The 19,207-nt window shown below is 41.8% G+C and carries 23 protein-coding genes and 2 pseudogenes; 5 read left to right on the top strand and 20 right to left on the bottom strand.

Annotated features, from left to right (window positions below):
* From R7190_RS15525 to R7190_RS15510, 4 genes and pseudogenes are all read right to left on the bottom strand, one after another.
* Positions 1-198: pseudogene (locus tag R7190_RS15525) on the bottom strand (hypothetical protein); the annotation flags it as partial.
* A 741-nt stretch (positions 199-939) separates the two neighbouring features.
* Positions 940-1,287, bottom strand: coding sequence for a hypothetical protein (locus tag R7190_RS15520; protein WP_031780756.1), 348 nt, complete (start codon positions 1,285-1,287; stop codon positions 940-942).
* A 158-nt stretch (positions 1,288-1,445) separates the two neighbouring features.
* Positions 1,446-2,279 (bottom strand): hypothetical protein, encoded by an 834-nt coding sequence (locus R7190_RS15515; protein ID WP_170897298.1) that lies wholly within the window; start codon positions 2,277-2,279, stop codon positions 1,446-1,448.
* Positions 2,280-2,427: 148 nt separating this feature from the next.
* A complete protein-coding gene (locus R7190_RS15510; protein WP_186584886.1) occupies positions 2,428-3,375 on the bottom strand; it encodes a hypothetical protein in 948 nt (315 codons plus the stop codon).
* Positions 3,376-3,688: 313 nt separating this feature from the next.
* On the opposite strand from R7190_RS15510, the gene R7190_RS15505 reads away from it, so the two are divergent.
* The 3 genes and pseudogenes from R7190_RS15505 to R7190_RS31370 all read left to right on the top strand — a co-directional run bounded on the left by R7190_RS15505 (position 3,689) and on the right by R7190_RS31370 (position 4,956).
* Positions 3,689-3,991, top strand: a complete 303-nt coding sequence (locus R7190_RS15505) for a hypothetical protein (protein ID WP_029790594.1) — start codon at positions 3,689-3,691, stop codon at positions 3,989-3,991.
* Positions 3,992-4,230: 239 nt separating this feature from the next.
* Positions 4,231-4,440, top strand: a pseudogene (locus R7190_RS15500) (DUF1289 domain-containing protein); the annotation flags it as partial.
* A gap of 192 nt (positions 4,441-4,632) precedes the next feature.
* The gene (locus R7190_RS31370) at positions 4,633-4,956 is read left to right on the top strand and encodes an SH3 domain-containing protein (RefSeq protein WP_268989510.1); all 324 of its coding nucleotides are present in this window, start codon (positions 4,633-4,635) and stop codon (positions 4,954-4,956) included.
* Positions 4,957-5,080: 124 nt separating this feature from the next.
* Here the strand turns inward: R7190_RS31370 and R7190_RS15490 are convergent, their stop codons facing one another.
* The 10 genes from R7190_RS15490 to R7190_RS15440 all read right to left on the bottom strand — a co-directional run bounded on the left by R7190_RS15490 (position 5,081) and on the right by R7190_RS15440 (position 12,027).
* Entirely contained in the window at positions 5,081-5,644 is a 564-nt protein-coding gene (locus tag R7190_RS15490) for a hypothetical protein (RefSeq protein WP_318137581.1), read from the bottom strand.
* A gap of 164 nt (positions 5,645-5,808) precedes the next feature.
* Entirely contained in the window at positions 5,809-6,111 is a 303-nt protein-coding gene (locus R7190_RS15485) for a type II toxin-antitoxin system RelE/ParE family toxin (RefSeq protein WP_264876569.1), read from the bottom strand.
* Positions 6,099-6,356 (bottom strand): type II toxin-antitoxin system Phd/YefM family antitoxin, encoded by a 258-nt coding sequence (locus R7190_RS15480; RefSeq protein WP_005448240.1) that lies wholly within the window; start codon positions 6,354-6,356, stop codon positions 6,099-6,101. Before R7190_RS15480 ends, R7190_RS15485 begins: the two co-directional genes overlap by 13 nt.
* 188 nt (positions 6,357-6,544) lie before the next feature.
* Positions 6,545-7,021 (bottom strand): GNAT family N-acetyltransferase, encoded by a 477-nt coding sequence (locus R7190_RS15475; RefSeq protein WP_085570242.1) that lies wholly within the window; start codon positions 7,019-7,021, stop codon positions 6,545-6,547.
* Between the two features lie 141 nt (positions 7,022-7,162).
* Positions 7,163-8,461 (bottom strand): hypothetical protein, encoded by a 1,299-nt coding sequence (locus R7190_RS15470; protein WP_318137580.1) that lies wholly within the window; start codon positions 8,459-8,461, stop codon positions 7,163-7,165.
* A 158-nt stretch (positions 8,462-8,619) separates the two neighbouring features.
* Positions 8,620-9,015 carry a DUF3465 domain-containing protein gene (locus tag R7190_RS15465; protein WP_104975428.1) on the bottom strand — a complete coding sequence of 132 codons (396 nt, stop codon included), beginning with the start codon at positions 9,013-9,015 and terminating at the stop codon, positions 8,620-8,622.
* Between the two features lie 146 nt (positions 9,016-9,161).
* On the bottom strand, positions 9,162-9,689 hold the full coding sequence (locus R7190_RS15460; protein WP_318137579.1) for a CbrC family protein: 528 nt from the start codon (positions 9,687-9,689) through the stop codon (positions 9,162-9,164).
* 682 nt (positions 9,690-10,371) lie between these two features.
* The gene (locus tag R7190_RS15450) at positions 10,372-10,737 is read right to left on the bottom strand and encodes a T6SS amidase immunity protein Tai4 family protein (protein WP_318137578.1); all 366 of its coding nucleotides are present in this window, start codon (positions 10,735-10,737) and stop codon (positions 10,372-10,374) included.
* Positions 10,719-11,198, bottom strand: coding sequence for a type VI secretion system amidase effector protein Tae4 (locus tag R7190_RS15445; protein WP_318137577.1), 480 nt, complete (start codon positions 11,196-11,198; stop codon positions 10,719-10,721). Before R7190_RS15445 ends, R7190_RS15450 begins: the two co-directional genes overlap by 19 nt.
* Before the next feature lie 247 nt (positions 11,199-11,445).
* A complete protein-coding gene (locus tag R7190_RS15440) occupies positions 11,446-12,027 on the bottom strand; it encodes a hypothetical protein (RefSeq protein ID WP_318137576.1) in 582 nt (193 codons plus the stop codon).
* A gap of 37 nt (positions 12,028-12,064) precedes the next feature.
* Here R7190_RS15440 and R7190_RS15435 point away from each other — a divergent pair, with 37 nt between their 5' ends.
* Positions 12,065-12,274 carry a hypothetical protein gene (locus tag R7190_RS15435; RefSeq protein ID WP_318137575.1) on the top strand — a complete coding sequence of 70 codons (210 nt, stop codon included), beginning with the start codon at positions 12,065-12,067 and terminating at the stop codon, positions 12,272-12,274.
* 15 nt (positions 12,275-12,289) lie between these two features.
* Complete coding sequence (locus R7190_RS15430; protein ID WP_186584878.1) at positions 12,290-13,252, top strand: integron integrase; 963 nt, start codon at positions 12,290-12,292, stop codon at positions 13,250-13,252.
* A 43-nt stretch (positions 13,253-13,295) separates the two neighbouring features.
* On the opposite strand, the gene R7190_RS15425 is transcribed toward R7190_RS15430, so the two are convergent.
* The 6 genes from R7190_RS15425 to R7190_RS15400 form a co-directional block, all read right to left on the bottom strand.
* Positions 13,296-13,769, bottom strand: a complete 474-nt coding sequence (locus R7190_RS15425; RefSeq protein WP_054577705.1) for a DUF2947 domain-containing protein — start codon at positions 13,767-13,769, stop codon at positions 13,296-13,298.
* Positions 13,770-13,782: 13 nt separating this feature from the next.
* Positions 13,783-14,370 (bottom strand): HD domain-containing protein, encoded by a 588-nt coding sequence (locus R7190_RS15420; protein WP_005376917.1) that lies wholly within the window; start codon positions 14,368-14,370, stop codon positions 13,783-13,785.
* A gap of 1 nt (position 14,371) precedes the next feature.
* A complete protein-coding gene (gene rimJ, locus R7190_RS15415; RefSeq protein ID WP_005388271.1) occupies positions 14,372-14,956 on the bottom strand; it encodes a ribosomal protein S5-alanine N-acetyltransferase in 585 nt (194 codons plus the stop codon).
* 36 nt (positions 14,957-14,992) lie between these two features.
* Positions 14,993-16,537, bottom strand: a complete 1,545-nt coding sequence (tyrR, locus tag R7190_RS15410; RefSeq protein ID WP_017820442.1) for a transcriptional regulator TyrR — start codon at positions 16,535-16,537, stop codon at positions 14,993-14,995.
* Between the two features lie 100 nt (positions 16,538-16,637).
* On the bottom strand, positions 16,638-17,678 hold the full coding sequence (locus R7190_RS15405) for a YcjF family protein (protein ID WP_065274660.1): 1,041 nt from the start codon (positions 17,676-17,678) through the stop codon (positions 16,638-16,640).
* Entirely contained in the window at positions 17,675-19,051 is a 1,377-nt protein-coding gene (locus R7190_RS15400) for a YcjX family protein (RefSeq protein WP_186584876.1), read from the bottom strand. The genes R7190_RS15405 and R7190_RS15400 overlap by 4 nt, the downstream gene beginning before the upstream one ends.
* Positions 19,052-19,207: the final 156 nt, after the last annotated feature.

Raw genomic sequence — 19,207 nt, 5'->3', positions numbered from 1 at the left:
TGAAGTATGCACTTTGGAAGCCATCCGATAAGCTAACCTACAAAGCCCAATGATTCGTAAACAATCGGCTATCAAGATTAGCTGCCATTCTAGCTTCTCTTTTTTGTTTGAAAGCTTGAATACGAGGGCTTTATACAGCTTTACAACAAGTTTCTGAAAAACGCCAAAAGTTACCCTGTCCCTTTGATATTCCAACATGTCCTCCAAGAACATAACGCCCTGCTAAGGGGTGAGCAACGCAATACCAAAGCCGCCGCATACCGCCTTAATCACTTAAACCAACGCATAGTAAAAATGCCACGCGTTGCGAATCCCTCTTGAGCAGTTTGTTAGTTTGCAAACCCAAAGCCTTGATTTTACGTTATTTTAAACTTTGCAAACAATAAAATTTATGTGTTTTGATGCACTTAAGTCAGGCGTGGCCTAAAAGCGGCTAGTCAATGAAACCACGTGGAACAAACAACGCCGCAGAAAACGAATTCACAACACCAAAAAGCGCTTTTGGAAAACCAATCTCACAATGCGGACTTTCAACAAAGCCACTGAAACCACATGAGCTTACCACACCAGAGAAAACGCCATTTCAGCGAGTAGATCGGCTTTTGTACCAACAAACTCAACGAGCAGAGTTTCAGCAAAAAAGTTCGACTCAGGTAACCCGAAAAGTCGCCGCAACAAAGAACAAATCAACCGTTGAAACGATGCCAATTTTGAATTTTCACCACGCTAGTTAACACTGAAATTGAACGCCGATACGCCAATTTCAACTTTGATCTTTTACCACTAGATCTTGCGATATAGCTGCGTTTTTCCTCTTGCAAACTAACGCCTTGTTAAGGTGTGAGGCACGCAATACCAAAGCCCCCGCATGCCACCTAACCACTAAAACCAACGCATAGTAAAAATGCCACGCGTGCCGAATCACTCTTGAACAATTTGTTATGCGCGTTCTCCACGATTGAACGCAACTACAGTAGCGCGTAATTTAGTCAGCTTAAACTCTGTAAGTAACACTGTAACAAAAGACAATATAGAAACGGAGATAAGTGCAATATTTATCAAAGCATTACCACTAAACTCATAAATACCTGACAGACCAATAAATAGCAAAAGACAGGCAATTATCGATAGAATCGAATCATTAGTTTTCACTTTATACTCATCAGCAGGTATATCTTTTATTATCGAAACCGGATTTGAAAGCCCGTCAAGCCGAACTGCAATTTTTCCTTTTTTAATTTTGACTTTTAGGCCAGAACTTCTTAACGAATTAGCTAAATCTTCCATGATTGATTATCTCCATTTCTGCGAGCGCATAACGCCGCATTAAGGTGTGAGCAACGCTACCACGAAACCCAACCATACCACCGTAAACACAAAACCCAACGATGGAATGAAAAATGCCAAGCGTTGGGAATCACTCTTAAATGCTTTGTTAAGTGGCTTTACTCGAACCAACTTGACGTATCTACCTCAATACTACTTGGGTCAACTGTGATATCACTAGGGTCATCAACAGATACTTCAAGGGAGATCGTAAATGGATAATCATTTGCCATTTCTGTGAAATCTTCACCTTTTCCATACTCTTGGCTAACATAAACCGTACCATTTACACTAACCTCAATATGTTCATCACTAACAACAATTATATCCAGATCTTCTGGGTGGATTTCTTCAATGATTACATTGTTTGCCAAAATCATTAAGTCATCAGGGAAGTTATTAATAACCGACTGGAAAATCTGTTCATGGCAACGATTTTCAACCGCAGAAATAACTATGCTATCCCATGATTCAAGTTGTTCAACAACTTCTTGAGAAAACTCAATAATAAACTTCATGTCTGTATAGAACTGTTTAGGATTGGGTTTTAAGTGTTTTTCAGTAATGTGCGTGTACTTGTTAAAGAAGTTGAACTTCTTTAAATAGAATTTGATATTAGAGTTTAGATCTTCTAGATCAGCCTCTGTAAAAAACTGATCAGACAAATGTCCTTGAGCGCAAAATTTTAGTTGTTGTCGTCGCGTAACATCAAACTTTTCATGCTCTTTTTCGTACCAATTAGTTTTCTTAACTTCTTCAATAGGTGCTCGCCTTGCAATTATGTGCAATACGAGTTCACGCATGGAAAACGCAAAGTTGTGGAACCTCAAAGGGTTCCCATGAGAACAGTAATTCCTTAGGCTCGCTATAAATAGCTCTTTTTCAAAAGGAGTAACTAACAAGCTTTCAAAAGCCTGTATAAAATCGTGTTGTAATAATTTTTTTAATTTCATTGATTTCTACCAATTTCGACTGCCACTTAACGCCCAATTAAGTTGTGAGCAACGCTACCACTTCGCCCGAACACTTCACCTTAATCACTAAACAAATTGAAACCGAAAGTGCCGAGCGTTGCGAATCAGCTTGAATTGCTTGTTATGTTTATTTGAGTCGATTAAATATTTTTAACAATTTTCTATTTTTAAAATAATAAAACAAAACTAGTGCAACAAGTGACCCTAGCAATAGTGACTGTAGTCCAATGACCCATAATATATAATAGTCATTTCGTTCAATAGATATAGGGTTACCCTTTTTGAGCCTTATATATTCACCCAAGGACATTTCTTGTTCGTAGTCAGATTCAACAGAAACTAATCGGACCAAGTCTTCACTTAACGGTTTAACTAAGACTTGTTCACTTCCATGCTTAAATTCTATCGGGTACACTATTTGATGAGGAACACCTTTATACAAAGCGTATGCTCCCACGCCTAAGGTGAGTATTAACATTATCAGTGGAAAAGTTAATTTAGACTTTAAGTAGGTTTTACTTACAGTTCTTTCATCGAGTTCACTTGTATCGATATCCGAGGTATTTGTGATACGGTGGCTGAATGTCAAAGCCTGCTTTAAGTTAGATCCGTTTGTTTCATTATCTGTCGAATTTGGCAACTGTGCTAAAGCGTGAAAGCGAACAAACTCATTTCGTCTAAACAAGCCCGTTCTAATACTCAACTTTGAGTCCGACTCAATGACTAGCTGGGCATTGATATTACTTTCCACCATGTTACCAGACAACCATTTATATCCCTCAGGTAAACAGATGCTAATTGGCTGCTCTACCATTTCTGGTGTGATGTCAGATTTCCCAGAATTTACGAATGCTCCGTTAAGTAATACCAAGTTATCTGACACTAGGTTCCCATCATAAGAGACTTCCAATTTTTCAATGGTATTCCCGACAGAGTCAAAAAGCTCAATAGTTTGTTCATCAACAAATGTAATCCGCCCTGAATACCTACTTCTGAGAGTTAAGTAAATCCCAACCAAACCGAACACAACCGAAACTGAAATTCCAATTACAGACCAAAGCACTTCAGAACTCACAATTAACCCTTACAATCATAAACTTATGCTCATTTTAGCCTTTAAGGTTTAAAGCCGCCATATGGTTTCTTATATGATTTAAACATAACGCCCTGCTAAGGGGTGAGCAACGCAATACCGAAGCCGCCGCAAACCACCTTAATCACTAAAATCAACGCATAGTAAAAATGCCACGCGTTGTGAATCCCTCTTGAGCAGTTTGTTAGTCGCGAGGCACCGAGCGACAATTTTAAGCCAAACTAAACTTTGCGAACAACAAACTTCATGTGCTTTGATGCACTTAAGTCAGGCGTAGTCTCAAAGCGGCTGTTTAATGAAACCACTTGGAACAACCAACGCCGTAGAAAACGGACTGGCAACACCAACAAGCGCTTTTGGAAAACCAATCTCACAATGCGGACTTTCAACAAAGTTACTGAAACCACGTGGAACTTACCACACCAGAGAAAACGTGCTTTCTGCGAATAAATCAGCTTTTGAACCAGCAAACTCACCGAGCGGAGTCGCAACCAAGAACAGACGCTCGATTGTCCTGTTCTGCCAGCACCAAAGAACAAAAAAATCGCTTGGACACTTGCAAAACTTTGGACTTAAAACAGCTGAAACTGATTTTTGAGTATCGATGAAGAGCCTGTATAGCAAACAATCATCAGCAAAATTTTAAGCTTAGAAACATGATTTTGATTGCTAGCTTTTTCTGGCGACTAACGCCGCATTAAGGTGTGAGCGACGCTTGGCTATACTTGAGCGAAGCGAAAATGCCAAGCGTTGCGAATCACTCTTAAATGCTTTGTTAGCAGTAATTTTTGCGTTTAAAATACTAAACTAATGGAGTATAAATTTTAAGGTAAATATATGGAACAATTGGAGTTCTTCAGCGTACCAAGTCCTTGCGTGGGTGTATGTACTATCGATGCAGAAGGCTACTGCCAAGGCTGTATGCGCAAACGAGAAGAACGTTTTAATTGGTTGAGCATGACTCCAGCGCAACAACTTCATGTAATAAAACTCTGTCGCCAAAGATACATGAGTAAAATGAGGTCTAGAGGACAAACTCAAGACCTATTCGACAAAGTCAAAGAGCATCTCGACAGCAATAACTTACAGCTTGATTTCAATATTAGACATGAAATCGAAGTGAAAGTATTTCAGCAAAATGACCTTGATAGCCTATCTGACAAAGCAATCAGAGCTCTATTTAAGATTCTTGAGATCATAGTATTACCTTTTATTCTATCGTGCTTAGCGACTCTATACATGGAGCAGTCAGATAAAATCCGAACCGTCTTTCAGGGTCTTACATCTACCAAAGAAGTAAAACATGAGATCAGAAATAATACATTTGATAATTCATTTCAAAACTATCGAATAGTTATCGCAACCAAACTAAATCTGAGAGAACACCCTACAACTAAGAGTGCCGTAATGGGGACATTGCCTCTTGGCGATGTGTTAGAAACTTTGGACTCTGAAGACCGACACTGGCTCTATGTCCGAGTAGAATTAGATGGTGAGATAGTCACGGGTTGGGTATATCGCCGTTACACTAAGCGACTAAAGACGCATGGAAGTGCCAGATGATTACTGCTAACGCCCTGTTAAGGGGTGAGCAACGCAATACCGAAGCCGCCGCATACCACCTTAAACACTTAAACCAACGCATAGTCAAAATGCCACGCGTTGCGAATCCCTCTTGAACAGTTTGTTAAATCTCAATTTCACCGCAAAGCACTAAATCTTCTATTTCTTGAGGCAAGTTCTTTGGCTGAATGACAGACCCTACCTTTATTTTTAGCGCAGCGACAAGAGCCCAGACCTTCAGCCTCATATCAGTTACCTCAATCATAAATTCCTTTTCATTGCCAGAATACGAAAAATTCTGTTGAGGGTTGAGTTTTTCAGCTTTTGTACAACAGTCTGAAATAGACTGGGAGATTTCTTGTACGATCCTTTCGCATGTGGGATTTGCCCAAACCCCTTTAGTTAAGTCTCTGATTGATGACCTAGCCTCATACAAACTGGTCATAGCATGTGCAGGAATTTCATCTTGGCCACATTCAAAAAAGACACGTCTTGAGTCTATTTCAGTCACTATGGCATGAAGTCGATTTAGATCGCTATCCTGCAATTTAATACCACCAAATGAAAAATTCCCATTAGCTACTTGCTGTCTATATGAAGCACTGAAGTTAGAAAAAAACCTTTTCGCTCGGCTTATCAGATCTTTGTCTGTTACATTTGAGTCCACATGAAAATTATACAACGCCATTTTTACTCCTTACATATCTTGAGATTTAACGCCCTGTTAAGGTGTGAACAACGCAATACCGAAGCCTCCGCAGACCACCTTAAACACTAAACGCAACGCATAGTAAAAATGCCACGCGTTGCGAATCACTCTTAAACAGTTTGTTAGCCGCTCATTCCCAAAGGTTACTGCTTACTCAACAGGAACTTACGCAAATCTCTCTCTACACGCATAACAAACAGAATAAACACTTTGTCACCGTCTTGTTTATAGAAAACACGACATGGATTAACGACAACTTCACGATAACTTAAATGTTCTAGCTCGGGTGGAATACGACCTGACTCTGGGAAAGTTTGTAGGCGTTCGACTTTGGAGAAGATCGTTTGTACTAACTGCTTTGCAGCTACGATATTTTCAAGTGCGATGTATTCAGCGATATCATTGAGATCAGATAACGCTGGTTCAGTCCAGATTACTTCAGCCATTTTGACATTTTGTCCTTGGCTTCATCATGACTTACCACTTTACCGTCAGCTAGTGCACGCTCACCTCGTGCAATACCCTCAAGAATAGCTAAACGATTTTGCATAAATTCGTAGTCATCAACATCAACTAGATACGCAGATGGCTTACCATGCTCAGTAATTAACACTGGTTCTTTGGTGTCGTGGAGATCGGCGAGGATCTTAGTTGCTTGACGTTTGAGTGATGTAACTAGTTCTACTTTCATGAGAGCTGCTCCAAAGGAATACTAAAGTGATACTATTCTATCACTTTGAGTATAGCAAGCTCCATGACGGCTAACGCCCTGTTAAGGGGTGAGCAACGCAATACCTAAGCCACCGCACACCACCTTAATCACTAAAGCCAACGCATAATGAAAATGCCACGCGTTGCGAATCCCTCTTGAACAGTTTGTTAGGTGCGTAGCCAAAGTTGGTAAAAGTCTGTTTCATCGTGCTTGGGATTCTTGCGCACGAACTCCCAACCATGGTGCTTATAGAATGTGAGAGCTCGATGGTTAGTTCGGCTTACTGAAAGTACAGCACGCAAACAACCCGCTTTATTCAAAGTGCTTACAATATAATCCTGCAATTTTGCAGCGAGTCCTGAACCACGAAAAATCGGCTTTAAGTAAATGAGATGCACATAGCCAGTCTCAGGCTCGGGTGAAAAGCTACGAAACTCTAACTGCCCTGCAAACTGACCATCCACAAATATATGGATATAGAACCATCCTGATGTTGCTAACCGGTCTAAGACTCGTTCACGATAACCACTGATGAAGTCGTCGAAACCATCGTAATGCCCAAAACTACAAAAGTATGCATCTTTTCTTGCAGCAACGCATAATTCGAAATCATCAATGTTTATCTGCCGAAAAGTAATTTCCATACTTACATTTTCCTTCAAGCACCTAACGCCGCGTTAAGTGGTGAACAACGCGACCACCCGACCTAATCCATTGTGCCGTAAACACTAAAGCTGATTCAAACCAAAAATGCCAAGCGTTGTGAATCCGTCTTGAACGCTTTGTTATACAGCATTTTTACTGCGTAAACGTTGGAACTCTTCATATTGTTTACGAGCTTCTTCCATCATTGCTTCATGTTTAGCTTTTTCCAAAGATGCTATTTTTTTCGCTCGCTCCATAAGGTAAGGCATCATCGCATTAATTTTATCGTTGAGATGATTATGCTTTGAGTGTGGACGTGTGATAATTATACCCTTTAACTCTTCGAGACTAATAACTGAACTTGGGAAAGATATTTCGATTCCAGTTTCTTTTATGATCTCTCTACCCCAGTTTAGCGCTGTATCAAGACAATCTGCACACATAGGTTCGGCCTGATGATTTACTTCAAAAGTAGCTTCTTGAAACATAGAGCCCGATTTTACTTCGAGAACCCACGGGTTCTTTTTAGAAGGACGGACACAAGTTAATTTATCTCTTGAACAGCAAGGACAACGCCAATTTTCATCATACCTGTTCCAATATTTACCTCTAGTCGAAGCAAGATGCTCTAATTGCTTGTTCGACGGCCTTGAACGAGTATGTGGGTTAACTTTTTCACGCCAAGAAGAGTTCTTTCCTTTGAAAGGTTCTGGAGTATATAGCACTCTTTCTGGGTCATATTTATTAATTTCTGTAACCCCGTTCACTCCAAACTGCCACCGCGCCTTTCTTTCTATATTTCTCGCAGTATTGTCAGATGGCTGATACCAATCTTTTTTTTCGGCCGCAATCCGAGCAAAATTTTCAGCCATTTGCATACGTAGCTCAAAAATGGGCTTGGCCTCCTGCCACGTACACTGTGCTTTAAGTACGTCAATCTGGTGCTCTTTGTTCGCAGTAACTATTAAAAATTCACTGATCTGTTTTGGAGAGAAAGAAAAACTCTTATGGGCATTTACAATTTTCTTTGCGTCGGCGTCAGCTTTATTGCAATCAAAGCACACAACTGTGTTGTCATAGGCCGAAAGTGAAAACGCTGTTTTAACGGCAAATTTTTCTGATAGCTCATCTGCAACGATGATGTTTTGCTTGATTGAAAAGCTCTCGAAGAGCTCTTTCACTACATCTTTCATATGATCATGATGTTCATGAAGCTGACAAGTTAAATAGTTATTTTTATTAAGTCGAACGATTTCACCCTTACTACGTTTACAGCAAGGACATTGCCAGCCTACAGGCGTCATTACCCACCATTTATTTAAATGTGCTCCGTCAGCATTAAAATCACGAACTAACTTTCGAGTTGAATATGTAAATTCAGAGTCTATTCCTATTAGGTCTTTATCTTTTATAGACTCTCTAAATTCAGATTCTGTCATACTTCCTCCATAACTCTCCATGCTGTATAACGCCGCATTAAGGTGTGAGCAACGCTACTACCAAACCTCAACCATACCACCGTAAACACGAAACCAAACCATGAGCTGAAAATGCCAAGCGTTGGGAATCACTCTTAAATGCTTTGTTATGTGAATTTTTACTCGTACTTTTTACTGTTGTGCTTTAACCAACCATGCGGGTGCCTATTGTTGGGATCGTGGTGTGTCCAGTGCATTACACCACCCTTTTTATTCCATTCATATTCACCGTAAAACTGAACTCGATCGCCGACTTTTAGATTGGGAATTCTTGGTGCTAAGTCGATGTTATGAGCAACAAGTAAAGTTTGCTTACTATCTAATTTGAGTATGAATTTTTGATGTCGACTTCCTTTGTTGTCATCTGGCAATAGGCGAGTTACTGTTCCTGAACCTCGAACTTGAAGGTCACTTTGATGATTTTCAAACGCCTGTCCGAGCTTGTAGTCATTCGCTAGAGCACCAACTGAAACTAAGCAAAAAGCTGCTATAAATATTGCGAAGAACTTCTTCATATACTCAATTTCTCCAATTCACATAACGCCCTGTTAAGGTGTGAGCAACGCAATACCGAAGCTACCGCATACCACCTTAAACACTAAAACCAACGCATAGTAAAAATGCCACGCGTTGCGAATCACTCTTAAACAGTTTGTTAGCTTTACGCAAAGTCCAGCGAATAAGTAAATATGCCACATGATCTACACTTGAACTTGTAGATTGCAGGATTCCCACCTTTTTCGTAGTAAGTGACTATTTGGCGCCACTCATTACTACCTATTAGCTGATCGTTTAGTAAAGCCTTTAATTCAGCGTCTTTTACCTGTAATAGATCAGACTTCTCTGCATCTCCATGAAATTCGCAAGCATCGCCACAGTGCGATAACCACACTTCTTGCTGCCATGAAATATAGCTTGGAGTTCTTTCACAAACTTCTTTTACCACAGACTTATCAAGTCCAGCTTTCATCAATGGCTGTGGGTCAGCAAACTCTCCGTCGAATTTCTTCGCCGCCGAGCCATCAGAAATGCACCAAGGACAAATAGTTTCGACGTCATGTTCAGAGTAAATAGTAGAAGTTGCCCTATAGCCACGACTGACACCACAACATTCACAATTTGCATCTGTAACTTCTACAGCACCCGTTTTTATAGGATCTGGATGATACTTAAATGTTGGTAATTCCATTGTACCTCCGAGTAAAGCTAACGCCTTGCTAAGGTGTGAGTAACGCAATACAAAAGCTACCGCACAACGCCTTAATCACATAAGCCACCGCAAAGTGAAAATGCCACGCGTTACGAATCACTCTTAAGCAATTTGTTAGTACATGCGCTACTTCTATTTATGCGCTCCAAGATATTGAAAAGTGGCATGATATGAAAGGCTTTGGACACTGAAGTGAGACGGGCAGCTACAAAACTTTACCGCCATTGATAGACGAGAGTTGGCTAGAAGAAAAACGCACTGAACTCCCCTACTTTTACTGACTTCAAATTAGAAAAGGATTCTTTCCTCGCACTTCAACAGCCACACAAAAAGTAATCAAGGTTCTCTCAAAAGTCACCACGAAAATGAAAAAGCGCCAAAGAAATAGGCTAAGAGTTAGAAGCCGTAAACGGTAAAATCAAAGCGAACACTCCGCATATAGTGCCACCGGAAAGAACGTGAAAGGCACAAACTGAAAGGTGTAAAGACGAGCGCCAAAACAGATAAACACCAAAACTTATGACCTTTGATGTCAAACCCGTACTAACGCCCTGTTAAGGTGTGAGCAACGCAATACCGATGCCGCCGCAAACCACCTTAAACACAAAACGCAACGCATAGTAAAAATGCCATGCGTTGCGAATCACTCTTAAACAGTTTGTTATAACTCTGATTTTGCCTTAGTCAATAGCTTATGAACTTCATCTGAGTTAGCGAAGTCTAAGCAATATGCTAATTCTATTGAACTACCACTTTTTGATTTATAAGAGTCAATATTCTCATTGCTCAATAACTCACTGAGCTCAAAAAATGCATCCAAAGGCAAATTAGAAAACTCTCTGTAGCCTTGCATTGCCGTTACCGCATCTTTGGCTACATCTGAGCCCCTGTAATAAGTCGCAATACAAGAAGAAAGTGCATATTTTTTAAATAACTGCTCATCACTTTGAGTGCTCAATGGACTTGCGCTTAATCCCACACTAAAAGTTGCAATAAATATAGTGCTGACTAATCCTCTAGTTTCCATAAGTACGCCTTCTTTGCTTGTGGGAAGTAACAACTATCCGTACATCTTGAGCCAGTCCAAATACTTGCATGCCCTGATGCATCTAGCCAAGTATCCACATCAACGACCAATATACCTTTGTAGTCAGCCAACTTATTCGCGTTGGGATTTTCAATTACAACCTCAGGATCACCAAACTTTTGATGCAAGAAGCTGATCAAATCCCTGACTCTGTAGATATACCAATTTCCCTGTCCACCAGATACAGTTTTATTTTTAATGTAAGGAACCTTAAAACCAGCATAATTAAGTGCATAGGACATCCGAATTGCACATGCATTTTCAAAACGGCCCTGCTCTGGTGTTAGCACATTGATATTGTGATTCACTTTACCACCAATTATTGTACCAACGTCCGATACATCTCGGTTAACCTTTGCAAAAGCCACTTTCATTTTTAGTAAGCTAGGACGTGCTGTCATTGAAAAACCTCCCCATTAATTGTTTGAACGAAAAGGTCTCACAAAATAAGCGACCATACTAACAACAAGTTAATCGTTCTTGAGGCTCTTCAAGATCAAAGGTGTAACAATGAAACTGACAAAAGAGTTATAACGCCCTGTTAAGGGGTGAGCAACGCAATACCAAAGCCGCTGCATACCACCTTAAACACTAAAACCAACGCATAGTGAAAATGCCACGCGTTGCGAATCCCTCTTGAACAGTTTGTTAGCTGCCACCTGCCGCCATTACCGTAGCTCCTACAAATACAGCAGGCACAACGACTGCAGAATCGATGATGATTGCAGCTGGTGTGGCAACTATTTTTCCTGCCGCTTCAGAAAAGGTAGATGGTTGTGCAATGTTTATACGCCGACTCTTTTCTAGCTTTACTAGCGGGAAATAACCCTCTACCGTGAATCGCTTTCCTTTTACTTTTTCCGTAAGTTTAAATTCTCTTAGCAAAGCGTCCTTTTTGAAGCCTAGCGACAAAAGTTGATTTTCTAATTCTGCGGTCGGCTCACCGCCTAGCAGTGTTAGCGATACAGTGCCAACAATTGTATTGTCTTTCCTTAGTTCAAATTCGTTAAACGATGGGGAGAAATCTACTTCTCTGGATAAAGTAAGAGCATCTCCAAAATTTTTATTGATTTTGAAAAGATAAGCTGAACTAGAGGCGGTAACAAATAGCTCTCCGGAATCACTTTTTACGTAGAAGCCATCTATCATCTCTTGCTTATATTCAGGAGCCCAAAGAGCAGTTGTACATCCCGATAGAAATAACGCAACAAGTAATAAGAGTGTTTTCATAAAACTTCCATTTCCAAGCGTAATTAAGTTAAACAATATGGCAGCTAACGCTTTCTATACGGCGATTTGCCGTTTTTCTGGCAGGCTACCGCCTTCTTTCTTATCAAAAGCGCTATCAATCGTAGCACTTATATGCATGAAACAAATAGAAAAACAGTATGAATATGTGTGGTGGCGCGCGCAATTAGGCGGCGCACAGCACGCTAATTTCAAAAGTGGTGATACATTAACGGGGCTGTATAAATAAACAGGTTAATTTATCATGAAAAGTCAGTTTTTACTTAGTGTAAAACAGCACATGCTTACTCGTCATTATGCGAATAAAACTATCGAAAGTTATCTTTTTTGGATAAAACGTTTTATCACTTTTCACCAGCTCGCCCACCCATCAACACTAGCAGAAGATGATGTCATTCAATTTCTGAGTTACTTAGCGGTAGAAGAAAAAGTTGCGGTAAAAACGCAAGCTTTGGCGCTGAACTCAATATCATTTTTATATCGTGATTATTTTAAAACCCCACTATCACTTGATATGAGATTTCAGAAATCCTTGACCGAAAAGAAACTTCCCGTTGTGTTAACCAGGGAGGAGATCCGAAGATTCGTTCAGCATATCGACCCGAGGTATAGACTCCATATTCAGCTACTTTACGGCTCCGGGCTTCGAGTTATGGAATGTTTACGCTTAAGAGTTCAAGACATCGATTATGATTATGGTGCAGTTCGCGTTTGGCAAGGAAAAGGAGGTAAAAATCGTACAGTCACATTAGCCAAAGAACTACATGAACCACTCAAAGCTCAAGTTAATTTAGCAAGAAACTACTACTTTAAAGATAGGCACATGCCTGGTTATGCGGGCGTATATATCTCTGAAGGTTTACGACGTAAATACCCAAAAGCGGAGCTAGATTTTAACTGGCACTTTTTGTTTCCATCAACAAAGTTAAGCGCAGATCGAGACACTGGTGAACTCAGAAGGCATCATATCAATGAAAGCGCAATACAAAGAGCTGTAAAGCGCGCGGCAAGCGACGCAAGCATTGAGAAAACTGTAACTTGCCACACACTAAGACACAGTTTTGCCACGCATTTATTGGAATCTGGCGCAGACATTAGAACTGTTCAGGAACAATTAGGGCATACTGATGTAAAAACCACGCAAATCTATACTCACGTTATCGAGCGCGGGGCTGGTGGTGTGTTGAGTCCATTATCCAGCCTTTAGAAAAACAAAGCCACCTCGAAAGGTGGCTTTGTTTTATAACTCTTTATTGACGAACACCGAGTTTCACATTGCCTTTTGAATCAAACCAAAGTGCTTGCGAACGGCGACGTCCTATTAGTATCGGACCATCGTCATAAAAGAGAAAGTTCTTCCAGTGCTTTTTAAAAATAGACCATTTCGTTTCGATGACATTGTACTTCTCGTAGCAAAAGTAAACGGTTACATCGTCTTGCCAATCGATATGTGCCTCAGCTTCCGCTGGCATGTCAGGATCATCCGACTCCCACGCAACCATCCAATCCACAGTTTCAGACCAATTCGCCTCATTCATTGGCCAGTCTTGGGAACTAAGTCTATCCATATCAGGGCTTTGAGCACTGATATTTTCTTTCCAAAATTGTGCTGAGCGGGCTTGGCTCATCGGCTTAATAAAAGCCAAATCTTCTTCTGGCACAGGCATCGACTGATGCGTAAAAATCCATTTTCTTTGGTATTCGTCCAAAGGCAAATAAGACATTCAGTCTCCTTTATTACGATTTCAGCCAACCTTTCTCTGTGGCTTCTTCAATCAACTCTTTCGCTTTGTCCCATAAGGTAACAGAGCCAAATTCAATTCGTTTATTAATGGTAAGTGCTTGTTCGCGTGAGACACCATGTTCCTTCCAACTCTGACCATTATTATGGTAGTTCAAGAGCATTGGAATTAACCGATCGAGTGCTTTTGCATACTTAGCATCATCGGTCTGCGCGGCTTCAAATTCATGCCAAAGCGCCAATAGCTCTTGCTCCTGATCGCTGGGTAACATACCAAACAAGCGCTCTGCGGCTCTGATTTCTTTTTCTGCTTGCTCTTGAGACGCAGCAGTATCATAAACAAAGGTATCGCCCGCGTCGATCTCTACTACGTCATGTATCAATAACATTTTCATCACTCGGCAAATATCAACAGGTGCATTCGCATGCTCTTCCATCAATATTGCCATCAGTGCGACATGCCAACTATGCTCACCACTATTTTCGAGGCGCCCTTCAGCACTTTTAACTCGAGTTCGGCGCAAAATGCTTTTGAGTTTATCGAGCTCGATTACAAGTGCTAACTGCTTTTCCAATCGTTCCATACTATCGTCCTTCTGGCTGCCAATTCGGATTAATAAGCGACGTTAGGACGTGGTCTTGCCACTCACCATTAATCAAAAGGTAATCTTTTGCATACCCTTCTCGGTTGAACCCTACATGCTCTAGCACAGATTCACTACGTTTATTGTGAGGCATGTAGCCAGCTTGAATACGATGCAGTTTCTGGACATTAAACATGTAGTCGCAAGCCATGGTTAATCCACGACGCATATAACCATGCCCTTGCGCTTTTTCAGCGAGAGAATATCCGACGTTACAAGAATAAAAAGGGAAACGACTCAAACTACTAAAGGATATCGTACCTAGCATTTCACCCGAAGAGGCTCTGACTAAAAGGCAATAATACCCCAATCCCATTCGATGCAGCTCATTGAGCTTGATAAGCTTTTGCAACCAACCGTTCACTGAGAAAAAAGCCTCTTCACGTTTCGGTTCAAACGGTTTCAGGTATTCTCGGTTCGCTTGAAAATATTCGGCAATCATATCTGCGTCACCGATTTCAGCGGTACGAAGAAGCAAGTCACCGTCCAACTTATGAACGGCGATAGATGAGCTGTTATCTTCCATTACAAATGATTAATTCCGTCTTTTCGTTCAATTCGATTAATTCTTACGTATACCGTAATCACGCAGTTTATTAGCGATTGAGGTATGCGATACATTCAAGCGCTTAGCAAGCTTGCGGCTTGATGGGAATGACTGATACAAACGTTCCAGAACTTGAGATTCATAATCACGCATGATCTCATCCAAAGAACCGTCGATGTTAAGCGTTGCACTACCAGCGCCGACTGACTGAGGCTGAGGTAAATTGAAGTGATCCGCGTTTAGTATATCACCATCCATTTCCGTGAGCGCTCGAAGAACCATGTTATCCAGCTGGCGCATGTTTCCTGGCCACTGATAATTTGCAAGGGCATCAACTAGACCATCATCAAACTCTGGCTTATCAATCCCAAGCTGTTGAGCATGTTTCGCCACAAACAACTCAAGCAATGGTGCAACGTCGTTTGAGCGCTTACGTAACGGAGGAATGCTGAGCGTAAGTACGTTGAGACGATAATACAAATCTTCACGGAACATTCCTGCTTCAGAAAGCTCGGCAAGGTTATGTTTTGTTGAAGCGATGATACGAACATCGACATGCATCTCATCTTCTGCACCGACACGACGGAAATTACCATCCTGTAGAAAACGTAACAGCTTGATTTGAAGGTGCGAACTCATTTCACCGATTTCATCAAGAAATACCGTGCCGCCATTTGCTTGCTCAAAGATGCCTTTGTGGCCTTGTTCATGATTGAATGAACCCGGCGCATGACCAAAAAGTTCGGTTTCTGCTACATCGTCAGGCATAGAAGCACAACTCAAAACTAGGAATGGCTTGCTCGCGCGGCTAGAACGGCTGTGGCAAGCTTTAGCAAGCATTTCTTTACCAGTCCCCGTTTCGCCCTCAATCAACAATGGTTGGTCAAGCACAGACAGCTTCTTAGCTTGGTTCATTAGTGCTTTATGACGGTTCGATATACCAACAAAGTGCTCAAAACCCAGAGGATTATGCAGCGGTAGTGCTTCTTCAATTCTGGCAACTTGCTGACTAGAGCGAATCGTCATTAGAGTACTCGCTAGAGTCGAGTTTTGCGCTTCGTCTCGGATATAAACGGGCATCAACTCTAGAACATAGTCCAAGCCATCAATCACAAGGTTTTCCCGCGTTCGACCATTAACACCTTCAGACCAACGAGAGAAACGAACACTTGGTAACAAAGCACCGATTTGAGTACCAATCACTTCTTGCTTGTGAAGGCCAAGCAACGAAAGTGCAGACATGTTTGCCATGTCTACGGCACCTTTAAGATCAATGGCAAAAACCGGATCGGGCAAGTTATCAACTAACGAGAGCAGCTCCGTATTGTGGCGCTCCATCGGCATAAACTGGATTTTACGTACGTCTTTCACCCCCGGAATACGGCGGATTTCAGCCATCAGCTCACTAAACGTATCAAAATCAATATCCGGGCAATTCAAATAGATAATACCGCTAATATCGATTTCGATACCGCGCAAGTCGATGCTTTTAGACGCTAAAATATCGAGCAGTTCTCGGGTCAAGCCGAGTCGATCTTCACATAAGACTTCAAGACGCACTTAAAATATCCCAATTCACAACTGTCAGGAAAAGTTGACAGTAGTTTCTATCATGCTTGGAATGGCGTCAAGCAATCCTATCCATCAAAGTTGATATTCGTTACGGTTTCATCGTAATTGATGCAACTTTCGCCGCCACTGCCTTGCGTATGGTGCCCAACTTAACCTGACGGTCAGGATACCAGGGTAGTGGACGCAATAAGGTCATCGCTTTCAAGCCCAAACGTGCCGTTAGAATACCAACACCTAGTCCCTGCCCCGCACGAGCAGAAACTTTGCCAGCAAGATCCATCGACATCAAATCCATACTGGCATCAATAGCGATCTCACTGGCACCAGCCGCCGCCATATTGACAAATACCGCTCTTAGTAACTTGATGCGAGATGCATAACCTAGCTCTACCCCATATACCTTGGAGAGGTTGTCGATCATTTTGAAATTTCGCCAAGCCACCAGCAACATATCAGCGGCAGCCAGAGGGCTCACGGCGACTAGGGCCGCACACTCGGTTGCGTGCTGTGATACGATTTTCGTTGCCAACTTGTCTTGTTGGCTCACCACCATCGAGTCATACATATCAAGAATTTCAGCGTCACTATGAGCAGGGTTAATACTGTTCTGCCAACGATCAAAGCCCGGATTCTCTGCCATCACACCACTTTGTTCTGCTACGGTTTCGCAAAAGGCTTTCCCTTTCCCAACGCTCTCACTATTAACAAGTGCTTCTGCTTCTTCTTGAACACTAAAATGATTTCGTAGTTTTCGCAGTTTCCAAAGCTCTTTACCCATAGCTCCTAAACCAAGCGAAGCGATCGCAGCAATAAACCCCGTCCAGCTTAAGGCTAGCCAATCAGAAGCCTGAATTGCGGTTATAACCGAGTCCACCGCTTGCCAGCCAACCAGACCAGCAAAAGTTGCAAATGCGCCAGTCGCGAGCCATTTTCTGCCCGATTTTGGACGAATGACATGCTCGAGTTGCAATTCCTGTTCGGTCTCCTGGTGCGCTTCTTTAACTTCAACAGGTACAAATGTTTCTTTTTCGCCGAATGTTTGCTGCGCCGTCAATTCCGGTTGATTCGATTGCTGCTCTTTTTCCATTACCTTTTCAGAGAAAACTTGTTTTTGCTTCAACTCACTCATTTCAATTTATCTCCAATCAGGTAATCCAATGCTTTGTCTAAGCGTATGTGCTTCACTGGCTCATCATTCGGTGAGGGCATCGGACGAAACGACGTAAAATCAAACCCGTTGTTTTGCCAATACGCTGCATTTGGTAGCTTTTTCGGCACCTCTCCGGGAAACATAGTCATCGGCTCACCACCCAATGTTGTTCCTTGTAACGCCGGAATGGTCTTATCTCCAGAGGAAATAAACCCCGTCGTGGTTACTTGGATGGAAGCGATACTCATGCAGCTCATCTCAATATTCTCGTAGGCTGCCGTTTGCCATGCTGGATGCACCATTTGTTGGAGCAGAGACACCAAATTTGGGTGCTGATCGGGCGTGATATGATCCGCTTTTGTAGCAGCAAACAACACTTTGTCGATTTTTGGTGAGAACAAACGACGCAAAAAGCTACTACGACCATAGCGGAAGCTATGCATGATCTGTTCTAGCGCTTGGCGCATGTCGTAAAACGCTTCATCACCGGCATTGAGAGGCTGCAAACAATCCACCAGTACAATCTGGCGATCGAAGGTCGCAAAATGATGCTTATAAAACGCTTTCACGACTTTCTGTTGGTATTCCTGAAAACGGGCTTCTAACATCGCTAAGTTACTGCCCTTGGACGCTTTGCTTTCCGAATCAACACGACACGGAAAAAACTGTAGCACCGGCGCGCCTGCTAGCTCACCAGGTAATACAAAGCGGCCAGGCTGAACCCAATGAAGGCCAGCGTCTTTACAGGCATGAAGGTACTCGGTGTATGTGTGTGCAATTTTCTCAAGTAGTTTCTCATTCACTTCTGCAAAGAGATCCACTTTCTCCAGTTCAGAAAGCCAAGCTTTGGCTAAATCGCCACGCTGGCCTTTAAGTGCATCAAACTGAGTTTGCGACCACGTTGCAAAGTCCATGTCCAATAAAGGCAGGTCGAGCAACCACTCTCCTGGATAGTCGATAATATCAACATTTAAAATTGCGGTTTTACTCAACAGCTTTTTCGTAGTTTTATTTGGTTTGTACTTGAGCGCTAAGCGAATCTCACTCACATCACGTGTCGGTACTGGCCACTGAGGTGGAGTGGCATGAATTTGGCTCATCGCCTCATCGTAAGCAAAGCGTGGCACCATCATATTCGATTGAGGCTCACGCTTCGCCCCAATAAGGCGCTTATCTCTAGCCGCAGTCAAAAGAGGCAAATTGTCATGGGTTGCAGTATGAAGAAGCTGATTCACTAATGACGTGATGAATGCCGTCTTACCGGCACGAGAAAGTCCGGTGACAGCAATTCGAACATTAGAGTCCATACCTCTGTTGATAAAGTCATTAACTTCTTTCTTTATTCTCTTCATTACGCTTCTTTATCTTACTCCACTTTAAAACAACGTTGTCAGCGACTTCGAATTTCGATCTATGAATACTGTTCTATCCCGAATTCTATGAGTTTAACTTTATATACCTTAATAAAAGATGAACAAAACATCCGGCTTAATGCTGTGTTAAAAAAG

The organism is Vibrio sp. 1078-1, from assembly GCF_033340475.1.
Note: the sequence above shows the minus strand (reverse complement) of the source record. Positions and strands in the feature narration are given on the sequence as shown.

Excerpts from the sequence above, each read along its gene's own strand:
- R7190_RS15470 (WP_318137580.1), bottom strand. The coding sequence starts at position 8,461 with ATGACAGAATCTGAATTTAGAGAGTCTATAAAAGATAAAGACCTAATA.
- R7190_RS15430 (WP_186584878.1), top strand. The coding sequence starts at position 12,290 with ATGAAAAGTCAGTTTTTACTTAGTGTAAAACAGCACATGCTTACTCGT.
- R7190_RS15450 (WP_318137578.1), bottom strand. The coding sequence starts at position 10,737 with ATGGAAACTAGAGGATTAGTCAGCACTATATTTATTGCAACTTTTAGT.
- R7190_RS15440 (WP_318137576.1), bottom strand. The coding sequence starts at position 12,027 with ATGAAAACACTCTTATTACTTGTTGCGTTATTTCTATCGGGATGTACA.
- R7190_RS15485 (WP_264876569.1), bottom strand. The coding sequence starts at position 6,111 with ATGGCTGAAGTAATCTGGACTGAACCAGCGTTATCTGATCTCAATGAT.
- R7190_RS15400 (WP_186584876.1), bottom strand. The coding sequence starts at position 19,051 with ATGAAGAGAATAAAGAAAGAAGTTAATGACTTTATCAACAGAGGTATG.
- R7190_RS15425 (WP_054577705.1), bottom strand. The coding sequence starts at position 13,769 with ATGTCTTATTTGCCTTTGGACGAATACCAAAGAAAATGGATTTTTACG.
- R7190_RS15505 (WP_029790594.1), top strand. The coding sequence starts at position 3,689 with ATGAAACCACTTGGAACAACCAACGCCGTAGAAAACGGACTGGCAACA.
- R7190_RS15465 (WP_104975428.1), bottom strand. The coding sequence starts at position 9,015 with ATGAAGAAGTTCTTCGCAATATTTATAGCAGCTTTTTGCTTAGTTTCA.
- R7190_RS15445 (WP_318137577.1), bottom strand. The coding sequence starts at position 11,198 with ATGACAGCACGTCCTAGCTTACTAAAAATGAAAGTGGCTTTTGCAAAG.
- R7190_RS15475 (WP_085570242.1), bottom strand. The coding sequence starts at position 7,021 with ATGGAAATTACTTTTCGGCAGATAAACATTGATGATTTCGAATTATGC.
- R7190_RS15420 (WP_005376917.1), bottom strand. The coding sequence starts at position 14,370 with ATGGAACGATTGGAAAAGCAGTTAGCACTTGTAATCGAGCTCGATAAA.
- R7190_RS31370 (WP_268989510.1), top strand. The coding sequence starts at position 4,633 with ATGGAGCAGTCAGATAAAATCCGAACCGTCTTTCAGGGTCTTACATCT.
- rimJ (WP_005388271.1), bottom strand. The coding sequence starts at position 14,956 with ATGGAAGATAACAGCTCATCTATCGCCGTTCATAAGTTGGACGGTGAC.
- R7190_RS15490 (WP_318137581.1), bottom strand. The coding sequence starts at position 5,644 with ATGGCGTTGTATAATTTTCATGTGGACTCAAATGTAACAGACAAAGAT.
- R7190_RS15520 (WP_031780756.1), bottom strand. The coding sequence starts at position 1,287 with ATGGAAGATTTAGCTAATTCGTTAAGAAGTTCTGGCCTAAAAGTCAAA.
- R7190_RS15405 (WP_065274660.1), bottom strand. The coding sequence starts at position 17,678 with ATGAGTGAGTTGAAGCAAAAACAAGTTTTCTCTGAAAAGGTAATGGAA.
- R7190_RS15515 (WP_170897298.1), bottom strand. The coding sequence starts at position 2,279 with ATGAAATTAAAAAAATTATTACAACACGATTTTATACAGGCTTTTGAA.
- R7190_RS15480 (WP_005448240.1), bottom strand. The coding sequence starts at position 6,356 with ATGAAAGTAGAACTAGTTACATCACTCAAACGTCAAGCAACTAAGATC.
- R7190_RS15435 (WP_318137575.1), top strand. The coding sequence starts at position 12,065 with ATGGCAGCTAACGCTTTCTATACGGCGATTTGCCGTTTTTCTGGCAGG.
- R7190_RS15460 (WP_318137579.1), bottom strand. The coding sequence starts at position 9,689 with ATGGAATTACCAACATTTAAGTATCATCCAGATCCTATAAAAACGGGT.